Annotated in this window: 14 protein-coding genes and 1 pseudogene; 9 read left to right on the forward strand and 6 right to left on the reverse strand. The window is 71.0% G+C overall.

The window, feature by feature from the left end:
- Window positions 1-20 precede the first annotated feature (20 nt).
- Window positions 21-563: a GNAT family N-acetyltransferase gene (locus ACFU95_RS28405; RefSeq protein ID WP_383832752.1), complete on the forward strand. Its 543-nt coding sequence runs from the start codon at window positions 21-23 to the stop codon at window positions 561-563.
- Here ACFU95_RS28405 and ACFU95_RS28410 read toward each other — a convergent pair.
- The gene (locus tag ACFU95_RS28410; protein ID WP_383832754.1) at window positions 560-2,158 is read right to left on the reverse strand and encodes an AMP-binding protein; all 1,599 of its coding nucleotides are present in this window, start codon (window positions 2,156-2,158) and stop codon (window positions 560-562) included. The genes ACFU95_RS28405 and ACFU95_RS28410 overlap by 4 nt on opposite strands.
- Complete coding sequence (locus ACFU95_RS28415) at window positions 2,155-3,825, reverse strand: AMP-binding protein (RefSeq protein ID WP_383832756.1); 1,671 nt, start codon at window positions 3,823-3,825, stop codon at window positions 2,155-2,157. Before ACFU95_RS28415 ends, ACFU95_RS28410 begins: the two co-directional genes overlap by 4 nt.
- Before the next feature lie 123 nt (window positions 3,826-3,948).
- Between ACFU95_RS28415 and ACFU95_RS28420 the strand changes: the two are divergent.
- The 4 genes and pseudogenes from ACFU95_RS28420 to ACFU95_RS28435 all read left to right on the forward strand — a co-directional run bounded on the left by ACFU95_RS28420 (window position 3,949) and on the right by ACFU95_RS28435 (window position 9,786).
- Window positions 3,949-4,862 (forward strand): annotated as a pseudogene (locus ACFU95_RS28420) (GAF domain-containing protein).
- A 188-nt stretch (window positions 4,863-5,050) separates the two neighbouring features.
- Window positions 5,051-7,873: an AAA family ATPase gene (locus ACFU95_RS28425; RefSeq protein ID WP_383832758.1), complete on the forward strand. Its 2,823-nt coding sequence runs from the start codon at window positions 5,051-5,053 to the stop codon at window positions 7,871-7,873.
- 281 nt (window positions 7,874-8,154) lie between these two features.
- Window positions 8,155-8,943 carry a S1 family peptidase gene (locus ACFU95_RS28430; RefSeq protein ID WP_383832760.1) on the forward strand — a complete coding sequence of 263 codons (789 nt, stop codon included), beginning with the start codon at window positions 8,155-8,157 and terminating at the stop codon, window positions 8,941-8,943.
- A 195-nt stretch (window positions 8,944-9,138) separates the two neighbouring features.
- A complete protein-coding gene (locus tag ACFU95_RS28435; protein ID WP_383832762.1) occupies window positions 9,139-9,786 on the forward strand; it encodes a LysE family translocator in 648 nt (215 codons plus the stop codon).
- Between the two features lie 53 nt (window positions 9,787-9,839).
- On the opposite strand, the gene ACFU95_RS28440 is transcribed toward ACFU95_RS28435, so the two are convergent.
- Entirely contained in the window at window positions 9,840-10,934 is a 1,095-nt protein-coding gene (locus tag ACFU95_RS28440; RefSeq protein ID WP_383832851.1) for a winged helix DNA-binding domain-containing protein, read from the reverse strand.
- Between the two features lie 259 nt (window positions 10,935-11,193).
- On the opposite strand from ACFU95_RS28440, the gene ACFU95_RS28445 reads away from it, so the two are divergent.
- The gene (locus ACFU95_RS28445) at window positions 11,194-12,354 is read left to right on the forward strand and encodes a magnesium and cobalt transport protein CorA (RefSeq protein WP_383832764.1); all 1,161 of its coding nucleotides are present in this window, start codon (window positions 11,194-11,196) and stop codon (window positions 12,352-12,354) included.
- A 289-nt stretch (window positions 12,355-12,643) separates the two neighbouring features.
- Here ACFU95_RS28445 and ACFU95_RS28450 read toward each other — a convergent pair whose 3' ends face one another.
- The 3 genes from ACFU95_RS28450 to ACFU95_RS28460 all read right to left on the reverse strand — a co-directional run bounded on the left by ACFU95_RS28450 (window position 12,644) and on the right by ACFU95_RS28460 (window position 14,918).
- Entirely contained in the window at window positions 12,644-13,879 is a 1,236-nt protein-coding gene (locus ACFU95_RS28450; protein WP_383832766.1) for a tyrosine-type recombinase/integrase, read from the reverse strand.
- A gap of 47 nt (window positions 13,880-13,926) precedes the next feature.
- Complete coding sequence (locus ACFU95_RS28455; protein ID WP_383832768.1) at window positions 13,927-14,307, reverse strand: helix-turn-helix transcriptional regulator; 381 nt, start codon at window positions 14,305-14,307, stop codon at window positions 13,927-13,929.
- A 353-nt stretch (window positions 14,308-14,660) separates the two neighbouring features.
- Entirely contained in the window at window positions 14,661-14,918 is a 258-nt protein-coding gene (locus ACFU95_RS28460; protein ID WP_383832770.1) for a helix-turn-helix domain-containing protein, read from the reverse strand.
- Window positions 14,919-15,432: 514 nt separating this feature from the next.
- On the opposite strand from ACFU95_RS28460, the gene ACFU95_RS28465 reads away from it, so the two are divergent.
- From ACFU95_RS28465 to ACFU95_RS28475, 3 genes are all read left to right on the forward strand, one after another.
- Window positions 15,433-16,353, forward strand: coding sequence for a hypothetical protein (locus tag ACFU95_RS28465; protein ID WP_383832772.1), 921 nt, complete (start codon window positions 15,433-15,435; stop codon window positions 16,351-16,353).
- Entirely contained in the window at window positions 16,350-17,045 is a 696-nt protein-coding gene (locus ACFU95_RS28470; protein ID WP_383832853.1) for an ATP-binding protein, read from the forward strand. Before ACFU95_RS28465 ends, ACFU95_RS28470 begins: the two co-directional genes overlap by 4 nt.
- Before the next feature lie 90 nt (window positions 17,046-17,135).
- On the forward strand, window positions 17,136-18,467 hold the full coding sequence (locus ACFU95_RS28475; RefSeq protein WP_383832774.1) for a hypothetical protein: 1,332 nt from the start codon (window positions 17,136-17,138) through the stop codon (window positions 18,465-18,467).
- Window positions 18,468-18,564 lie beyond the last annotated feature (97 nt).

An 18,564-nucleotide genomic window follows, 5' to 3' on the forward strand; every position in this document is an offset into this window, starting at 1 on the left:
CGCCGGCGGACACTCGGCCCATGCGCATCCGCCCGGCCACGCCCGACGAGCTCCCGGCCCTCCAGGACATCGAGCGCGCCGCCGGCGCCGCCTTCCGCGAGCTCGGCATGGCGGAGATCGCCGACGACGAGCCACCCGCCCTGGACGCCCTGGACCGCTACCGCCGGGCGGGCCGCGCCTGGGTCGCCCGCGGGGCGGATGACCACCCGGTCGGCTATCTGGTCTGCGAGCCCGTCGACGGCGCCCTGCACATCGAGCAGGTCTCGGTCCACCCGAACGCCGCCCGCCGGGGCGTGGGCCGCGCCCTCCTCACGTACGCCGCCGACCGCGCCCACGAGCAGGACCTCACCGCCCTCACCCTGACCACCTTCACCGAGGTCCCGTGGAACGCGCCGTACTACGCCCGCCTGGGCTTCCGCGTACTGGCCGAGGCCGAGCTCACGCCGGGGCTGCGGAGGATCCGCGCCCATGAGGCGGAACTCGGCCTCGACCGGTGGCCGCGGGTCTGCATGCGCCGCGACCAGCCGGACGGGGGGCCGGGCAGAGGGCTGGGCGGGGACTAGGCCGAGGGAGCCGCGTACTTCTCCCGCAGCTCCACCTTCCGCACCTTCCCGGACACCGTCATCGGGAACGAGTCGAGGATCCGCAACCGGCTGGGGATCTTGTAGTGCGCCAACTGCCCGTCGCAGAAGGCCCGTAGCTCCTCCAGCGTCAGCGGATCAGCCGTGTCGCGCGGGATGACACAGGCCAGCACCTCCTCGCCGTACCGCTCGTGCGGGACCCCGACGACCTGGACGTCCGCGATCTTCGGATGGCCGTACAGGAACTCCTCGATCTCGCGCGGGTAGATGTTCTCGCCGCCCCGGATGATCATGTCCTTGATGCGGCCGACGATCTCGACGTAGCCGTCCTCGCGCATCGTGGCGAGGTCACCGGTGTGCATCCAGCGTCCGGCGTCGACGGCCTCGGCGGTCTTGTCGGGCTCGTTCCAGTAGCCGAGCATCACGCTGTATCCGCGGGTGCACAGCTCGCCCGCCGTGCCGCGCGGCCGGGTCACGCCGGTCGCCGGGTCGACGATCTTCACCTCGATGTGCGGCAGGACACGGCCGACGGTGGACGTGCGGTGCTCCAGGTCGTCGTCCCGCCGCGTCTGGAGGGACACCGGGGACGTCTCGGTCATGCCGTAGCAGATGGAGACCTCCGCCATGTGCATCTCGGCGACGACCCGCTTCATCACCTCCACCGGACAGGGCGAGCCCGCCATGATCCCGGTGCGCAGGGAGGAGAGGTCGTACGACGCGAAGTCGGGCAGGTCGAGCTCCGCGATGAACATGGTCGGGACGCCGTACAGGGAGGTGCAGCGCTCCTGCTGGACGGCCTCCAGCGTGGCCCTCGGGTCGAAGGAGGGGGCCGGGATCACCATGCAGGCGCCGTGGGAGGTGGCGGCCAGATTGCCCATGACCATGCCGAAGCAGTGGTAGAAGGGCACGGGGATGCACACCCGGTCCTGCTCGCCGTAGGCGATCATCTCGCCCACGAAGTAGCCGTTGTTGAGGATGTTGTGGTGCGAGAGGGTGGCCCCCTTGGGGAAGCCCGTCGTGCCCGACGTGTACTGGATGTTGATCGGGTCGTCGCAGGAGAGTTCCTCGTACGGAACCGGGGTCCCGCGCGCGATCAGCCCCTCCCAGCTCGGGTCGCCGATGTACACGGTCTCCCGCAGCCGCGGGCACCTGCCGCGCACCTGCTCGACCATCGCCCGGTAGTCGCTCGTCCTGTGGCTGACGGACGCGAAGAGCAGCGAGATCCCGGCCTGGTTGAGCACGTACTCGACCTCGTGGGTGCGGTAGGCCGGGTTGATGTTCACCATGATCGCGCCGATGCGGGCCGTGGCGTACTGGACCAGGACCCACTCGGGGCAGTTGACCGCCCAGATGCCCACCCGGTCGCCCTTGGCGATCCCGCTCGCGAGCAGCGCGTACGCCAGCTCGTCGACGTCGGCGGAGAACCGGGCGTACGTCCAGCGCCGCCCGGACGGTACGTCGACCAGTGCCTCCCGGTCCGGCCAGGCCGCGACGGCCCGGTCCAGGTTGGCCCCGATGGTGTCGCCGAGCAGGACCGTCCCGCTCGTCCCGTGGGTGTACGACGGCTGTGAGGTCACCGGAAGTCCTCCTCGCGGTACTCGGCGTCCGACCCGGCGGCCGTGGCCTCGCGCAGCTCGATGCGGCGGATCTTGCCGGAGACGGTCTTGGGCAGCGGCGCGAACTCCAGGCGGCGGACGCGCTTGTACGCGGCCAGGACCTCACGGGAGTGCTCGAACAGCACCTTGGCCGTGTCGGGTCCCGGCTCCCAGCCCTCCGCCAGGACGACGTACGCCTTCGGCACCGCGAGCCGCAGCTCGTCCGGCGCGGGCACGACGGCCGCCTCGGCCACCGCCTCGTGCTCCAGCAGGGCGCTCTCCAGCTCGAACGGGGAGATCTTGTAGTCGGATGCCTTGAACACGTCGTCCGCGCGGCCGACGTAGGTGATGTAGCCGTCGGCGTCCCGCGAACCGATGTCCCCGGTCCGGTAGTAGCCGCCGGCCATCGCCTCCGCCGTACGGTCGGCGTCACCGTGGTAGCCGGTCATCACGCCGACGGGGCGGGCGGACAGGTCGAGGGCGATCTCGCCCTCGTCGGCGCCCGGTGCGCCGGAGACCGGATCGAGGAGTTCGACACGGAAGCCGGGGCTGGGGCGGCCCATCGAGCCCGTCTTCAGGGGCTGGCCGGGGCTGTTGGAGACCTGGACGGACGTCTCGGTCTGCCCGAAGCCGTCCCGGACGGTCACGCCCCAGGCACGCCGGACCTGCTCGATGACCTCGGGGTTCAGGGGCTCACCGGCCGCCACGACCTCGCGCGGCCGGGTGCGCAGGGCGCTCAGGTCGGCCTGGATGAGCATCCGCCAGACGGTGGGCGGGGCGCAGAACGTGGTGACGCCCGCGCGGTCCATCTCGGCCATCAGCCGGGCCGCGTCGAAGCGCGTGTAGTTGTGGATGAAGACGGTCGCCTCGGCGTTCCACGGGGCGAAGAGGTTGGACCAGGCGTGCTTGGCCCAGCCGGGCGAGGAGATGTTCAGATGCACGTCGCCGGGCTTGAGGCCGATCCAGTACATGGTGGCCAGGTGCCCGATCGGGTACGAGGTGTGGGTGTGCTCGACCAGTTTGGGGCGGGCGGTGGTGCCGGAGGTGAAGTACAGCATCAGCGGGTCGTCGGACGCGGTCGGTCCGTCGGGGGTGAACTCTGCGGAGGCGGCGTACGCGTCCTCGTACGTCTGCCAGCCCTCGCGTTCCCCGCCGACACTGACGCGCGTGTAGCGGCCGGGGACCTCGTCGAACTTCCCGGTGTCCTCGGCCCGCACCAGCACATGCCGGACGCGGCCCCGCTCCACCCGGTCGCGCAGGTCGGCCGGACCGAGCAGCGGGGTGGCCGGGATGACGACGGCGCGCAGCTTCATCGCGGCCAGGGCGGTCTCCCACAGCTCGGCCTGGTTGCCGAGCATGACGAGGACGCGGTCCTCGGCCCGGACGCCGCGGGCGCGCAGCCAGCCCGCGACGCGGTCGGACCGCTCGGCCATCTCGGCGAAGGTCAGCCGGACCTCACTGCCGTCCTCCTCGACGATGTGCAGCGCGAGACGGTCGTTTCCGGCCGCGATGACGTCGAACCAGTCGAGCGCCCAGTTGAAACGGTCCGGCCGGGGCCAGTCGAAGCCCTCGTAGGCGGTCGCATAGTCCTCGCGGTGGTCGAGCAGGAAGTTCCGCGCACTGCGGAACAGCTCCGTCCCCGTCGTCATCTGTCCTCCTAGTAACCGGACCTTGCCGGGCGGCTCTCTGTCATCGTGTAATCCGTGACGTGGGTCTCACTACCCCCGAACGGGGGTGTGCGCTCGGGAGACAGCGGGTGAAAGGGCGAGCACGTGGCAGTGGACGCGGCCGCATCGGTGGACATAGGGAGCGCGCTGGTGCGCCTGCGCCGCTCGACGGGACTGCCGGTCGCCTTCGGCGGCATGGTGGAGCCGGGGCATCCGCGGATGCGCATCAGCGAACTGAACGGCACGACCACCGAGTCCCTGTGCAGACTCGCGGTGACCGACGGCAACGGCCTGGGCGGCAAGGCCGTCGCCCTCGCCCGCCCCTGCGCGGTCACGGACTACTCCGTCTCCCGGCAGATCAGCCACGAGTACGACGCCGCGGTCGCCGCGGAGGGCCTGCGCTCGGTGCTGGCGGTCCCGGTGGTCGTACGGCGCCGGGTGCGCGGTGTCCTGTACGGCGCCCTGCGCCGGCCCAGCCTCCCCCATGCCTTAAGGGCATGGGGGCACCCCCAGGGCGACCGCACGCTGACGGCGGCCGTGGAGGCGGCGCGGGACGTGGAGCAGTCGCTGGTGGTGCGGGAGGAGGTGCGGGGCCTGTTGGAGGCGGCCCGGCCGCGGACGACGCCGTACGACGACCGGGGTGCGGCGTGGGAGCAGGTCCGTGAGGCGCACGCGGCGCTGCGCGCCCTGGCCCCGCGCATCGCCGATCCCGCCCTGCGCACGGAGCTCCTGGAGGTCTGCGGCCTGCTGGCGCAGGGGCCCGTGCCCACGCCGAACGGCTGCCGGGACGGCGCGCGGCTGGCACCGCGAGAGGTGGACGTGCTGACGTGCGTGGCCGCCGGTTCGACGAACGCGGCCGCCGCCGTGGGGGTCCCCCCATGCCCTTGAGGCTATGGGGGAGGCTGGGACTGCGTGCCGAGACGGTCAAGGGCTATCTGCGGTCGGCCATGCGGAAACTGGGCGCCCACACCCGCGGTGAGGCGGTGGTGGCGGCGCGCCGGGCGGGTGTGCTGCCGTAGTCGCGGCGGGTCCCCGGCCCGTGGTCCGGCCCACTGCGACGACCGCCCATTCATTCATCCGCGCCTTGAATTTCCCCATGACGATCGCAAGCCCTCCACGGCTGTTATTTGCCTCACCACGTCGTCAGTCCGAATTTCAAAGATCCATTGCCTAATATTGGCCCGGACACGACACACGGAGGGGAGCGGTGACCGTGCGACGGGACTTCAAGGAGCCTGCCAGATGCCGCCCCGACCAGGTCATCGGCAGGGAGGAGCTGTTCACGGCGGCGCGTGAGCAGCTCGGGCGGGGCGGCAGCGTGCTGCTTCACGGACCCGCCGGAATTGGGAAGTCGACGGTCCTGCGGGCATTGGCCGGGGAATACGGCGGGGCCGCGCGCACCGTGTTGCGCTGCTCGCCCACGGAGTCCGAATCCCATCTTCCCTTCCTCGCCCTGGCCGACCTCCTCGGCCTGGTCCTGGACGAGGTGTCCGAGCGGCTCCCCGCCGCCCAGCGCACCGCCCTGGAGTCGGCGCTCACCGGGCGCGGCGAATCCACCCTCCAGCGCGACGGTCTCGCGCTGCGCCTGGCCGTACTGTCCGCCCTGCGCGCCCTCGCCGACACCGGGCCCGTCCTCGTCGTCGCCGACGACCTCCAGTGGCTGGATCCGGCCAGCGCCGAGCTCCTCGGCTTCGCCGCCCGCCGCCTCGGCGACACCCCGGTGCGGATGCTGTGCGCGGTGCGGACCGACGGCCAGGAGTACGACCGCCATCTACGCGCGTCCCCGCCGGACACCCTCGCCGTACGGCTGGGCCCCCTCTCGCGCGCCCAGCTGTCGGCGCTGCTCGACCACCGCGGCTACACCGGCCTGCCCCGCTCCACGGTCCGCGACATCCACCGCACCAGCGGCGGCAACGCCCTGTTCGCCCTCGAACTGGGCCGCGCCCTGGCCGAGAACCCGACCCCGCCCCGCCCCGGCGAGCCGCTGCCGGTGCCCACCTCGCTGCGCGCCCTGGTGCTGAACCGCCTGGAGATGCTGTCGGAGGAGGCCCGCCGCACCCTTCTCGTGGCGAGCGCGGGCGCCCGTCCCACGCTGGCGCTGCTGCACGCGGCCGGCCGGGACAACGCCGAGGCCGAGACCGCCCAGGCCGCCGAGCTCGGGCTGCTGGCCACCGAGCCCGAGGGTCCCGCCGTACGGTTCGCGCACCCGATGATCTCCGCCGCGCTGTACGCGGAGGCGCCCGCGCAGGAGCGCCGGGCCGCGCACGCCGCGCTGTCCACGGCGGCCTCCGACCCCATCGAACGCGCCCGGCACCTGGCCCTCGCGACCCACGGCACCGACCTGGAGGTGGCGGCGCGGCTCGCCGAGGCCGCCGCCCAGGCCCGGGACCGGGGCGCGCCGTCGGTCGCCGCGCAACTGGGCCTGCTCGCGGCGCGGCACACGCCGGCCGACGGCACGTCGAACCCGGAGGTGCTGCGCCTGGCGGCCGCCGAGGACGCGATCACCGCCGGGGAGCTGGACCTCGCCCGGGACATCGCCCGCGAGGTGCTGAGCCGCACGACCGTGCCCGAGGACCGGGTACGGGCCTGGATCATCGTGATCGACACGGCGGGGCACGCCATGACCGAGGTCGACGAGATCTTCCCGCAGGCCCTGGCCGACGCCGGTGAGGATCCGCGGCTGCTCGCCCTGGTCCACTACCAGCTCACCTGGCGCGCCCTGCTCGTGGAGGGCGACTTCGACGAGGCCCGCGGCGAGGCGGCGTACGCGGCGGAGCTGGCCGCGCGGGCCGGCGACCGGTACACCGAGCTGATGGCGCTCGCCTTCCAGGCGCAGATCGAGACGTTGATGGGCCACGCGGACGCCCCCGTGACCATCCGGCGGGCGCTGGAGGAGCCGCAGGACCCGCGGGTGGCGTGCCACCACAACGGCGCCGGATACTCCCGGTTCCGCTGGCTGATCATGAGCGACCAGCTGGCCGAGGCCCGCGCGACGGTCACCGCCCTGCTGCGTGAGGTGCGGCGGCGCGGGTCGGTCGAGAGCGAGGTGCACTTCCTGCGCGGGGTGGCCGAGACCGAACTGCACTCCGGGCACTGCGGGCGCGCCCTCGACCTGGCCCGCGAGAGCCTGCGCCTCGCCCGCGACACCGGGATCGGCGAGGTGGCCTCCGCCGTGCTGGCCTCGCTCGCCGAGGCAGCGGGCGGCGAGGTCGACCGGGCGCTGGCGCTGGCCCGGGAGGCGGTGGAGCACGCCGAGGAGGACGGCGACCAGATGTACGTCTCCCGTGCCCTGGCGGCCCTGGGGCACGCCCAGTTGGTGGCCGGGGACGTGCGGGCGGCGGTCGTCTCGCTGCGCCGGGTGCGCGAGGTGGAGCAGGGCCTCGGCATCACCGACCCGGCACGCGGCCGCTGGCACGGCGACCTCGCCGAGGCCCTGGTGCGCAGCGGCGAGATCGCGGAGGCGCAGGACGTCATCGACGTCACGCGCGAGCTGGCACTGCGGCTGGACCGCGGATGCGTCCTGGCCGTCCTGGACCGGGCCGAGGCGCTGCTCCGCGCGACACGTGGCGAACAGGAGGCCGCGGTGGCCCAGTTGACGTCGGCACAGGACCGCCTCGGCAAACTGGGCTACAGCCTGGAGGAGGCCCGCGCCGCCTTCGCCCTGGCCCAGCTGGGCCCCGGCGCTCCCGGGCCCACCTCGTACGACGAGGCGACCCGGCTGTTCCGCCGCTGCCGGGCGCTGCCCTGGCTGCGACAGGTCGAGGCGGCCGCCGCCGCGCGCTCCGTGGAGACGGCACCCGCCCCAGCGGCCACGCCGCCGGACGGTCTTGAGGGCCTGGACGGTCTCGCCTCGATGGAGCGTCAGGTCGCCGCACTCGTCATGGAGGGCGCGACGAACCGGGAGATCGCCGCACGCCTCTTCATCAGCGTCAAAACGGTTGAAGCGACGCTTACTCGCGTATATCGCAAGCTCGGGATCCGATCGCGGGTCGACATCGTCAGACTGGCGGCGGGACGGCGCACGACGTGAGTCGAGGGCGCCGCACGAAGCGCCTTCGGGCCGTCGTACGTCGCCTCGCGGCGCGTGAGTTCACCCGTCTTTGCCGGTCCGTGCAGGTTTAGCCGAACCCGACCGAGGGTTTTCCCTGCCCAACTCCCTTAGGGGGTTCCCTCATTGGGAAGGGGAACTTCCGGGACCTACCTTGAGTGCGTGCCGCTCGCCGGGCACACGGGGGTCGGTCCCGCGGCCCCCGTGCACCACCCCCCACACCCGCGCGACCCCCCACCGGCAACCCCCCAATGAGGAGTCTCATGTTCGGGCTCACCCGTGCCAGAAAGACCGCCGCCGTCGTGGCCACCGCTGCCGCGGCCGCGACAGCCCTGCTCAGCGCCCCCACCGCTGAGGCCGCCTCCTCGCGCATCGTGGGCGGCACGACCACCACGACGACCGCGTACCCGTTCATGATGCAGATCACGGACGCCTCGCAGAACCAGTTCTGCGGCGGCACGCTGGTCTCGGCCACCAAGGTCGTCACCGCGGCCCACTGCATGGTCGGCGAGACCACCAGCAGCGTCCGCGTCGTCGGCGGCCGCACCTACCTCAACGGCACGAACGGCACCGTCAGCCGGGTCAGCGACATCTGGGTCCACCCCGACTACACGGACGCCACCGACGGCAACGACGTGGCCGTGCTGACCCTGTCGACCTCGATGCCGTACACGACGGCCTCGTACGTCGACTCCTCGGACACCGGCGTGTACGCGGCCGGCACCACCGCCCGCATCATCGGCTGGGGCACCACGTCCTCGGGCGGCAGCTCCTCCAACCAGCTGCGGACGGCGACCGTGCCGATCGTCTCCAACTCCAGCTGCGCAAGCTCCTACGGCTCGGACTTCCTCTCGTCCGACATGGTCTGCGCCGGATACACCTCCGGCGGCGTCGACACCTGCCAGGGCGACAGCGGCGGTCCCCTGATCATCGGGGGCGTCCTGGCAGGGATCACTTCCTGGGGCGAGGGCTGCGCCCAGGCCGGTTACCCGGGTGTCTACACCCGGCTGACCACGTTCTCGGACGAGGTGACCGAACAGGTCGAGTCCTGACCGGGACTGTCGTCCAGAAGGTCTCCCGAGCACACCTCGGGTGAAAGACCAGGGGGCGTTGCGGGCCTCCACGAGCGGCCCGCAACGCCCCCTATCCATGTCCGCGCCCCGTTCCCGTTGTCAGTGGGGCCTGTTTGAATGGGTGCCGTTCGGAAGTGACGGCATGGGTAGTGACAGGCGTCGGGGGTGATGGACATGGTGTCCGCGGACCGTCTGCTGGCCTTCGCGGCGATGTCGTTGCTGGTCATCGTGATTCCGGGGCCGAGCGTGCTGTTCGTCATCGGCCGCGCCCTGGCCCACGGCCGCCGCAGCGCCGTGGCGACCGCGCTGGGCAATGTCTTCGGCTCCTACCTGCTGGTCGTCGCGGTCGCGGTGGGCATCGGCTCCCTGGTGGAGCGGTCCGTGGCGGTCTATCTGACGGTGAAGCTGGCCGGCGCGGCCTACCTGGTCCACCTCGGCGTGCAGGCGTTCCGGCACCGCAAGGAGCTGAAGGCGTCGACGATGGCGACGCGGCCGACGGGCCCGTCGCGCGGCGATCTGCGAACCCTCCTCGACGGCGCCCTGGTCGGTGTCACCAACCCGAAGGGCGTGGTGTTCTTCGCCGCCGTGCTCCCCCAGTTCGTGGACCACTCGGCGGGCGGTGTCCCGTCGCAGATGCTGCTGTTGGGCCTGGTCCCGATCACCATCGGCCTGGTCACGGACACCCTGTGGGGCCTGACCGCGTCCGCGGCGCGCGACTGGTTCGCCCGCTCCGACCGTCGGCTGTCCCTGATAGGCGGAGCCGGCGGGTGCACGATGATCGGGCTCGGGGTGTCGGTCGCGGTGACGGGGCGGGCTGACTGACTGACGGGGCCGCAACGAAGCGTGCCCGGTGCCTGCTTCAGGGGTACCGGTCGCTAGGGGATGACGGTCCCGAAGCGGAGGTCGTAGGAGTCCGCCGAGTGCAGGACCCGCAGGACCCGCTCCCCCTCTTCGAGGACGTCCGCACGCTGCTGCCTGCCGAGTTCGGCGAACGGCTCGATGACGAGGGCGTCGCCGAGGATCCGCCACACCCCCGCGAGGAAGCCGTCGACGAGGAGTGGGCAGTAGAAGGTGTTCGCCTGCCAGGTGCGGCCGCGGTTCGCGGGCGGAATCACTCGGGTGCGGTCGGCGTGGGAGAGGAGCAGATTGTCGAACTCGGGCAGGAAGCGGGGCGGGGCCGGGGTCTGAGGGTCGGGGCGCGGGGCATCGGGCAGGTCGAAGAGTTCGACGCCGTTCTCGTCCCGGAAGGTGAGCAGCTGAGGGCGGAGCCGTTCGAAGGCGGCGCGCATCCGGGTCAGGCCGGACCAGGTCTGCATGTCCTTCACGGAGGCCGGCCCGAAGGCGGCCAGATAGCGCAGCACCGCCGCGTCCGGGGAGGCGGCCTGCTCGGCGGGGCGGCCCAGCCAGTGCTCGACGGTGGTGAGGGCGACCTGCGCACTGCGGCCCCACAGTCCGCGCGGGGTGACCTGGACGAGAGGGAGCGTGCAGCGGGCGGCGATGGCCAGGGACTGCGGGTCCGCGTCCGGCCACTCGGCGCTCAGGGCCTCGCGCAACTGCTTCATGGTGCGGGGCTCCGCCTCGACGAGGTCACGGGCGAGGACGGCGAGGTGGTCCAGGTCGACGCCGACGAGGCCCTTGCGGAAGAGGTTCACCTCGCGGTCCCGGGCGGGCTGGACCAGCGGACGCAGGGTGAGGGTGTCGTCGGCGGTGTGCAGGTGGATCGTCGAGCGCAGGGTGACGATGCGTACGGCGGCACGGTCGGCCAGCGGCCCGGACAGCTCCTCGGGCGTGAAGCCGTCGAGGCGGGCGGCGAGCGCGTAGTACGGCGGTTTGACCTCCTGGGCCTGGAGGCCGACCAGGTGTTCCACGGCCGCCATGGCCGACAGCGGCGAGCGGCGCAGCAGCAACTGCCGGTCGAGGGTGGCGCGGTTGAGGGCACGGGTGCTGAGGACGGGGTCGCTCCCGGTCATCGCCTTCACCGCTTTCCTGGCCTTCCCCGTGGACCCCGCGGGCCCCGGGGTCCCCATGGACCGCTTCGTCGTCTTCGTCATGCTCCGCACGCTAGCGAGGCTTGCGGACACCTTCGGTCCGCAACTCTCACGGAATCCAGGATCGGCTCCCCCTCCCATGTCATTCGCCCCGTATATCCTGCTCCGTGATCACGCACACGCACACCCCCAGGCACGCACACGCCCACGCACTCATCGTCTCGTCCGGGAGGCAGCCGCGATGTCCGAGCGACGCGCCCGCCCCGTCTCGAAGAACCCCATGAAGTCCGTCTGGCGCCGAGCGCTCACTCCGCCGCAGCCACCGAAGCCACCGGCCCCGGCACCCCCGGCGCGGCCCGTGGCCGCCGATTCCACCGAGGTGGCGAGCGTCGTGGAGTCGGCGCTGTACCAGGACGGCCTCCGGGTCTCCTCCCCCGCCACCCTCGCCGAGACCTTCCGCGAGCTGCGCGAGCAGCCGTCCGGCATGGCGTGGATCGGCCTGGCCCGCCCGACCGAGGCCGAGCTCCTGTCCCTGGCCGCCGAGTTCGACCTGCACCCGCTCGCGGTCGAGGACGCGATGGAGGCACACCAGCGACCCAAGCTGGAGCGCTACGGCGACACCCTGTTCGTGGTCCTGCGCGCGGCGCGCTATCTCGACGCGCCCGAGGAGGTCGACTTCGGCGAACTGCACGTGTTCGTCGGCCCCGACTTCGTGATCACGGTGCGCCATGGCGCGGCCCCCGACCTGTCGGCGGTGCGCCGACGCATGGAGGAGACTCCGGAGCTGCTCAAACTCGGCCCGGAGGCGGTGCTCTACGCGATACTGGACGCGGTCGTCGACGGTTACGAGCCCGTGGTGACGGGCGTCCAGATCGACATCGACGAGATCGAGACCGAGGTCTTCCGCGGCGACCCCGAGGTCTCCCGCCGGATCTACGAACTCTCCCGCGAAATGGTCGAGTTCCAGCGCGCCACCCGCCCCCTGGTCGGCATGCTGCACGGCCTGATGGCCGGCTTCTCCAAGTACGGCACGGACGAGGAACTACAGCGCTATCTCCGCGACGTGGCCGACCACGTGACCCACACCAGCGAACGCGTCGACGGCTTCCGCCAGGCCCTCACCGAGATCCTCACGGTCAACGCGACGCTGGTCACGCAGCAACAGAACGCGGAGATGCGGGCGTTGGCGGAGGCGGGGTTCGAGCAGAACGAGGAGATCAAGAAGATCTCTTCTTGGGCGGCTATTTTGTTCGCCCCGACGCTGGTCGGAACGATCTACGGCATGAACTTCACACACATGCCGGAGTTGCACTGGGTACTCGGTTACCCCTTTGCTGTCGCCCTAATGGGGATCGTTTGTACCAGTTTGTACATCATCTTCAAGCGGCGAGATTGGCTCTGAGTAATCATCGCGGAAGGCTGCTGTCCTGGGTGCGTGTAGCTCCGGTCGCAGGCGCGGATGACGTGTTCGAGGCCGCTGGGGAGTGTCTGGGGAGAATGAGCCGCGCTCCGTTCAGGACGGCCTCCTGCGATCGTGGGCGTTGGCATGCGAGAACCTCGCCGACTGCGATGGCGTCCGGAAACGCCGACGGTCACGGAGCGTAGCGGTCTTCCAGGGCTGAAACGCCAAAACGGATGGGCACAGCAAGGTGCTGTGCCCATCCGTTCGGCGGGTTTGCGTGAGTCGTGGTCTAGGCGGCCGTGACAACGGCGGCAGGTTGGCCGAGCAGGGCGTCGATGGCCCCGCGTCCCTTCCCGCCGGCCTCGGGCATGAAGTGGGCGTAGTAGTCCAGGGTGATGGTGGGGCTCGAATGGCCGAGCCAGCGGGCCAGGGTGACAACGCTCTCGCCCGCTTCGAGGATGACCGAGGCGTACGTATGCCGCAGCACGTGGAAGCCGTCCTTGCGAGACGCCTTCCACCTCTCGTCCTTATTCCGCATGGGGATGACACCGGCGGCGGCCAGTGCGGGCTTCCACACCTCGACGTTGAAGATGTTCGCGCGAAGGGCGTTGCCGTACGTCGTGGTGATGACGAGTGGGAACTTCTGCGTCTCACGATCGGGTTCCGGGCCGCCCCACGGCAGCTCGACCTCGACCGCGGGGCACTCCATGAAGTACTGGGCAAGCGCCGCTGCGACCGACGGAGGCATATCGACGACGCGCGTCTTGCCGCCCTTCGGCAGGGTGAAGTACAGACGCCCGTGGAGGAGTTGTACCTGCCGGCGGATGCGCAGAACTCCGCGAGCGAAGTCGACGTCTTCCGGGGACAGACCGAACACTTCGCCCTGCCGCAGGCCGCAGCCCAACGCGACCACGACCGCAATGCGGTAGCGCGCGTTGATCGCGTCCCGAACGCGCTGCGCGGTCTCCAGTGGCCAGGCTTCCCGCTGGTCCTCCGGCACCTTGGGCCAGCGCACGGATTTAGCCCGCATCGGGTTGCGCGCCAGCCGCTTGTCGTCGATAGCGGTCTCGAAGATGTTCGAGAGCGAGGTGAGGATCTGCCGGGCGTACCGCGGCGAGCACTCGTTCTCCAGCGCGGCGATGTAGCCGCGCAGCACCGCCGGACTGATGTCCCGCAGGGCGACGGTGCCCAGCTGAGGCCGGATGTGGAGACGAACGCGTTCATCGATGCGCTTGACCGTGCCGGGCGCTCCGCGAACCCCCGCCTGCCAGAAGCGTGTCACGTACTCGTCCAGCGTGATGGAGCCGTCGCGGGGGTCGACGAACTCCCCGCGTTCGCTGTCGGTGCTGGCCCTGCGGAACCACGCTTTGGCGTCTTCGAGCGTGTCGAACGACTTGTCCCGGACACCGGGGATACCGGCGACCCGGTACCGCGAACCCTTGCCGTAGCGGGAGGTGCGTTCCCGCTTGCCGGTGACGGGGTCTTTCGTCTTCTTGATCCAGCGGTCTTCTATGTAGCCGGCCAAATACTTCCCTCGATGGCAGCTTGCGTGCGGCAGGAGTCAGTCGACGGTCAGGCGCTCGTGGAGTAGTACGACCCTTTCGGCGATGCCGAGTCCAATGGGCTCAGGGCCGTGTTCGAGCGCGAGTCGGCCTGCTCCTGTTCTCGGATCCAGGAGTCGAGCGTCTCTATCCGGTACATGACGCGCCCACGCGGCCCCATCCGGAAACTGGGCGGGCCGTTTCGGCGATGCCGCCACACGTAGAGAGTGTGCGGGGACAGGCCGAGGTATTCGGCGGCGTCCTTCACGCTCAGGAATGCCTGGCGCGTTGTAGGGGTGGCGTCCGGCACTGGAATGGAGCTCGGATTCGGAGCAGAGGGCGGACGTGCGGGCATAGTTGGCCTCCGTGGGTATGGCGCGGGGTCGGTGCGATCTGCCATGCGGCGCGGCATTAGGAAGGGGCGTTGTCTGCCGGGCACAGTCGGCGAACACCGTCAATGGTGTGGAGGATCCCCGGTTTCGGTAACCGGGGATCTCGTGCTAGGTCGTGTCCGCAAAGTCCCGTCGTCCGCCCGGAGGGCGGGCCCCGCGGCGTCTGGTGCGTGCTCTCGGCGTGCCGGGCGGGAGCCCTCGTACTGGTTGTACGTGGGCTTTCGCCCGGTGCGGCGAGAGTGCGTGCCAGGCGTCGCGGGGCAGGCGGGACTTTGCGGACACGACCTAGGGGCCCCAGCGAGTACGAACTGTCGCCCCGAGGCCAAGCGCTCGCCGGCGGCCCCAGGACCGTGAGTCCAGCTTCGGATGCAGGTCAGACGAGTGTGGGGTCTCCGAGGAACACTGAGGGTGAGACGTGCAGGGCCTCGGAGAGAGCCGCGAGGTCGTCGATGTCGCACCGCCGCTGAGCGCGTTCGATGCGGGAGAGCGTGGTGTTGGACATCGGGTGGCCAAGTACGGTGACATAGCGGGCGAGTTGGCGTTGCCACAAGCCGCGTTCGGTGCGGAGGATTTCGATCGTGCGGGCCATCCGCATTCCTGCGGAGGCGATTTTCAATGAGCGTGCGGACATGGCTCCAGTTGTAGCGTCCATTCGCCGGTTTGGTTAACCGGCGATCGTGGTCTATGTTCCCTCGCGCTGTCCGCATGCGGAGCGGTTCCTCGCGCTGACTCGACCCGGGAAGCGTGATGTCGGTTGGAGCTCTGCGGCTGCCGCGACATGGGGTGTTGTGTTGTAGCTTGCCCGTCGGCGGCACGTCAACGGCTTCCCGATGTGATGCTTCCGGCTCGAAGTCCGGGACAACTATTTGGTCAACCGGCGATCGTGCCCTACCGTTTTGTCACCGCCTTCTACCGCCTGCTTTTTCGGCAGCCTTTCTGCCGTGAGAGATGTCGCGGGATTGGGCTGGACTTGCGCGGCCCGGGTGTGGCTATGTGTTGACGGCACCCCCGGAATGCGCGAGCGGCCACCAGTGCGCCACGCGCCGCCGGCCGGTCAACTCCCCCACCCCTGATGCACGTACCGCCCCGACAACGGTGAGCCGTGGGCTCCCGACCGCCTGCAACCGAGTGAGGTACCGCCCCTCTTGGCCCGAATCCGCACCATCAAGCCCGAAGCCTTCGTCTCCGAGTCCCTGGCCGCCGTCTCCCTGACCGCCGAGCGCACCTTCATCGGCCTGCTCACCCAGGCCGACGACCAGGGCCGCCACCGCGACCACGCCGCGATCATCGCGGGACAACTGTGGGTACTGCGCCCGGAACACGAGCCCTCGGACGTCGAGACGGACCTCGCCCAGCTCGCCGACGCCGGGCTGATCTGCCGCTACACGGGGCTCGACGACAAGCGGTACCTGCACATCGTCACCTGGAGCCGGCACCAGAAGATCAACCGGCCCAGCAAGAGCCGCCTCCCCGCCTGCCCGCACCACGACACCCCGGCCGCCGAAGCCACGCCAAGCCCCACGGGGGTCGGCCTCACGGAGCCCGCACTGCCGACTCACGGAGCCCTCCGTGCAGACGCACGCGAGATGCGCGAGCCCGCACCGAATCCGGGCACCGATAACAAACCCGCAGGTCAGGAAGGATTCACGGCGTCCTCCATGCGGGCTCACGGAGGACGCCCGGAGCCGTCGGTGATGCCTCACGGTACGGATCTAGGACCTAGGATCATGGACCTAGGAAGTACCCCTTCGGGGGGCGCGAGCGCCCACGCACCCGACACCGTCTCGGCCCAGCAGCTGATCGCCGAGTACGTCGCTGCGTGCGCCCACCGTCCACCAGCCGGCGTCTTGAACCATCTCGGCCGGGAAGTGCGCAAGATGCTCGACGAGGGCATCGCCCCCGCCCACATCCGGGCCGGACTCGACCGACACCGGGCCAAGGGCCTCCATCCCAGCACCTTGCCGAGTCTCGTCCACGAGGCCATGAACGCCGCGCCCGTGCCGGTCGGCCACACGCCGTGGACGAACCCCAGCGACATCGACGCCGCCTACGGAGGTGACCTCTGACCGCCACCCTCACCCGAGAGCCCCGCCAGGTCGGTCCGCTCGCCAACCGGCTCAACACGATCCTGGCCACCCGCGGTATCGACCCCCGCGTCACAGCCGAGGAACCACCGCCCGAGCCCGTCACGGCACTGGAACTCGCGGACGCCCGGATCCCCGCCCGCTACCGCCGTGCCCTGGCCGACCACCCCCAGATCACCGCCTGGGCCAAACACATCGCCGGAGCAGGACGCCCAGGGCCCGGCGGACCGGGCATCGCCGAGGGCCCGTCGCTGCTGATCGCCGGCCCCACCGGCACGGGCAAGACCCACCAGGGGTACGGCGCCGTCCGCGCCCTCCTCACCCGGGGCGTCCGCCTGCGCTGGGAGGCCACCACCTCCGCCGACCTGCACGCACGGCTCCGCCCCCGTGCCGGACACGACGGCGAACGGGAACTGCAGACGCTGGCCCGCTGCCCGCTGCTGCTCCTGGACGACCTCGGCGCAGCCAAGACCAGCGAATGGACCGAGGAGCTCACCTACCGGCTCATCAACCACCGGTACGAGCACATGCTCCCCACCCTCATCACCACCAACCTCCCCACCGCCGAGCTCCGCACCGCACTCGGCGACCGCGTCGCCTCCCGCCTCGCCGAGATGACCGAACGCGTCATCCTCACCGGCCCGGACCGACGCCGTACCGCGCCCGCCGTCTGACGACAGCCGCGCCTCCCTTTCCCACCCTCACCTCACCCCGCCCGCGCACAGGCATGCCCTCACATGCGCGAGCCCTTGGAGAGCCCCTGCATGACACCCGGCAACACCGTGCCCACAAGCGCCGCAGAGACTCCGGCAGCATCCCTGGCGCACTGGATCACCTCGCCCACCGCAGCCGTACTGCTGCTCCTCGTCCTCGCCCTGACCGCTGGATGGCGGTGGCAGCGCGCCCGCAAGCCCGGCAACGGACAGCGACGTGACACCGCTGCGATCCCGGTTGCCGCCATCGCCGCGATCGGCTGCACCGCCTACAGCGCAGACACCAGCTGGCGCTTCGCCGCCGACTACCTCGACATGGGCGGCACCATCGAGCGCGCCGCGATGTTCGCCATCGCCGAGCTCGCCCTGTTCTCCACCGCGCTGATGGCCCGGGCCAACCTCAACGGCCCGAAGCAAGCGCCCGGCCTGCCCGGCACCCTCACCTGGGTGATCACCGGCGTCCAGATCGTGCCCGCCTACGCCGAGTCCGGGCTGGTCGGCGGAACCGTACGGGCCTTCGTCGGCCCAGTCCTGGCGGCGCTGCTGTGGCACCTGGCCATGGGCATCGAACTACGCAACCGCAGCCCGCACTCCGGCTCCCGCAGCCTGACCGCCGTCCTCGCCCGACAGGCACGCGAACGGCTGCTAGCCCGTCTGGGGATCGCCGACCGGGACGCGGACGCCGCACGCATCATCCGCGAGCGCGCCCTCGACCGGGCCGTCACCCTGATCCTGCGGGCAGAGGCCATGAAGCCGGAGAAGCGCACCAAGTGGCGCGGCCGGCGCCTCACCCGCCGCCTGCACCAGGCTCTGGAGCAGGCCGATGTCGACCGCGACGCGCAGCAGGACGAGCTGCTGCTGCGCAAGCTCGCCACCCGCCAACAGGCCCTCGCCCTGGCCACCGTCCCGCTGCCCGCCCGCTGGCCCCACCCCGCCCCGGGGTCCACAGGCGGATCCACGATCGCCGGACTGCGGGCCAACATGGCAAACCGGGCAGAGATTCCTGGCCGCCCGCCTTCAAAGGTCGCGGGCGATGACGCCGCCCACCGGGCAGCCCGCCCTCAGCCCGAAAACCGCCCGCACCAGCCCGCCCGCACCGCCACCAGCCCGGAACCGAAACCGGGCGAAGAACCGCCGGACATCGATCCGGGCAAGGCCACGCGGGCGAAGTCGAATCGCCTGGGTCAAAAGCCGCGAGCAACACGGGACCTCCTCACCAAGTACGCCCATCGCCTCCACCGCGACACCGGACGTCTCTCCCGTGACGTGCTGGAGAGCGCCGTGCGCGAGGACGGCTACAGCGTCGCCAGCGACACCGCCGGAGAAGTCGTCCGCAGCGTCAAGGCCGACCTGCGCACCGGGCCCGTCGGCCACCCGCAATGAGACCGCCCCTGCACCCAAGCCCCAAGAAAGACACCTCGATGCACGACTCGCACCACGAACTCCACGACGCCCAAAAGGAGATCAACACCCCCACCTC

Source organism: Streptomyces sp. NPDC057623 (assembly GCF_042800355.1).
Lineage (GTDB): Bacteria > Actinomycetota > Actinomycetes > Streptomycetales > Streptomycetaceae > Streptomyces.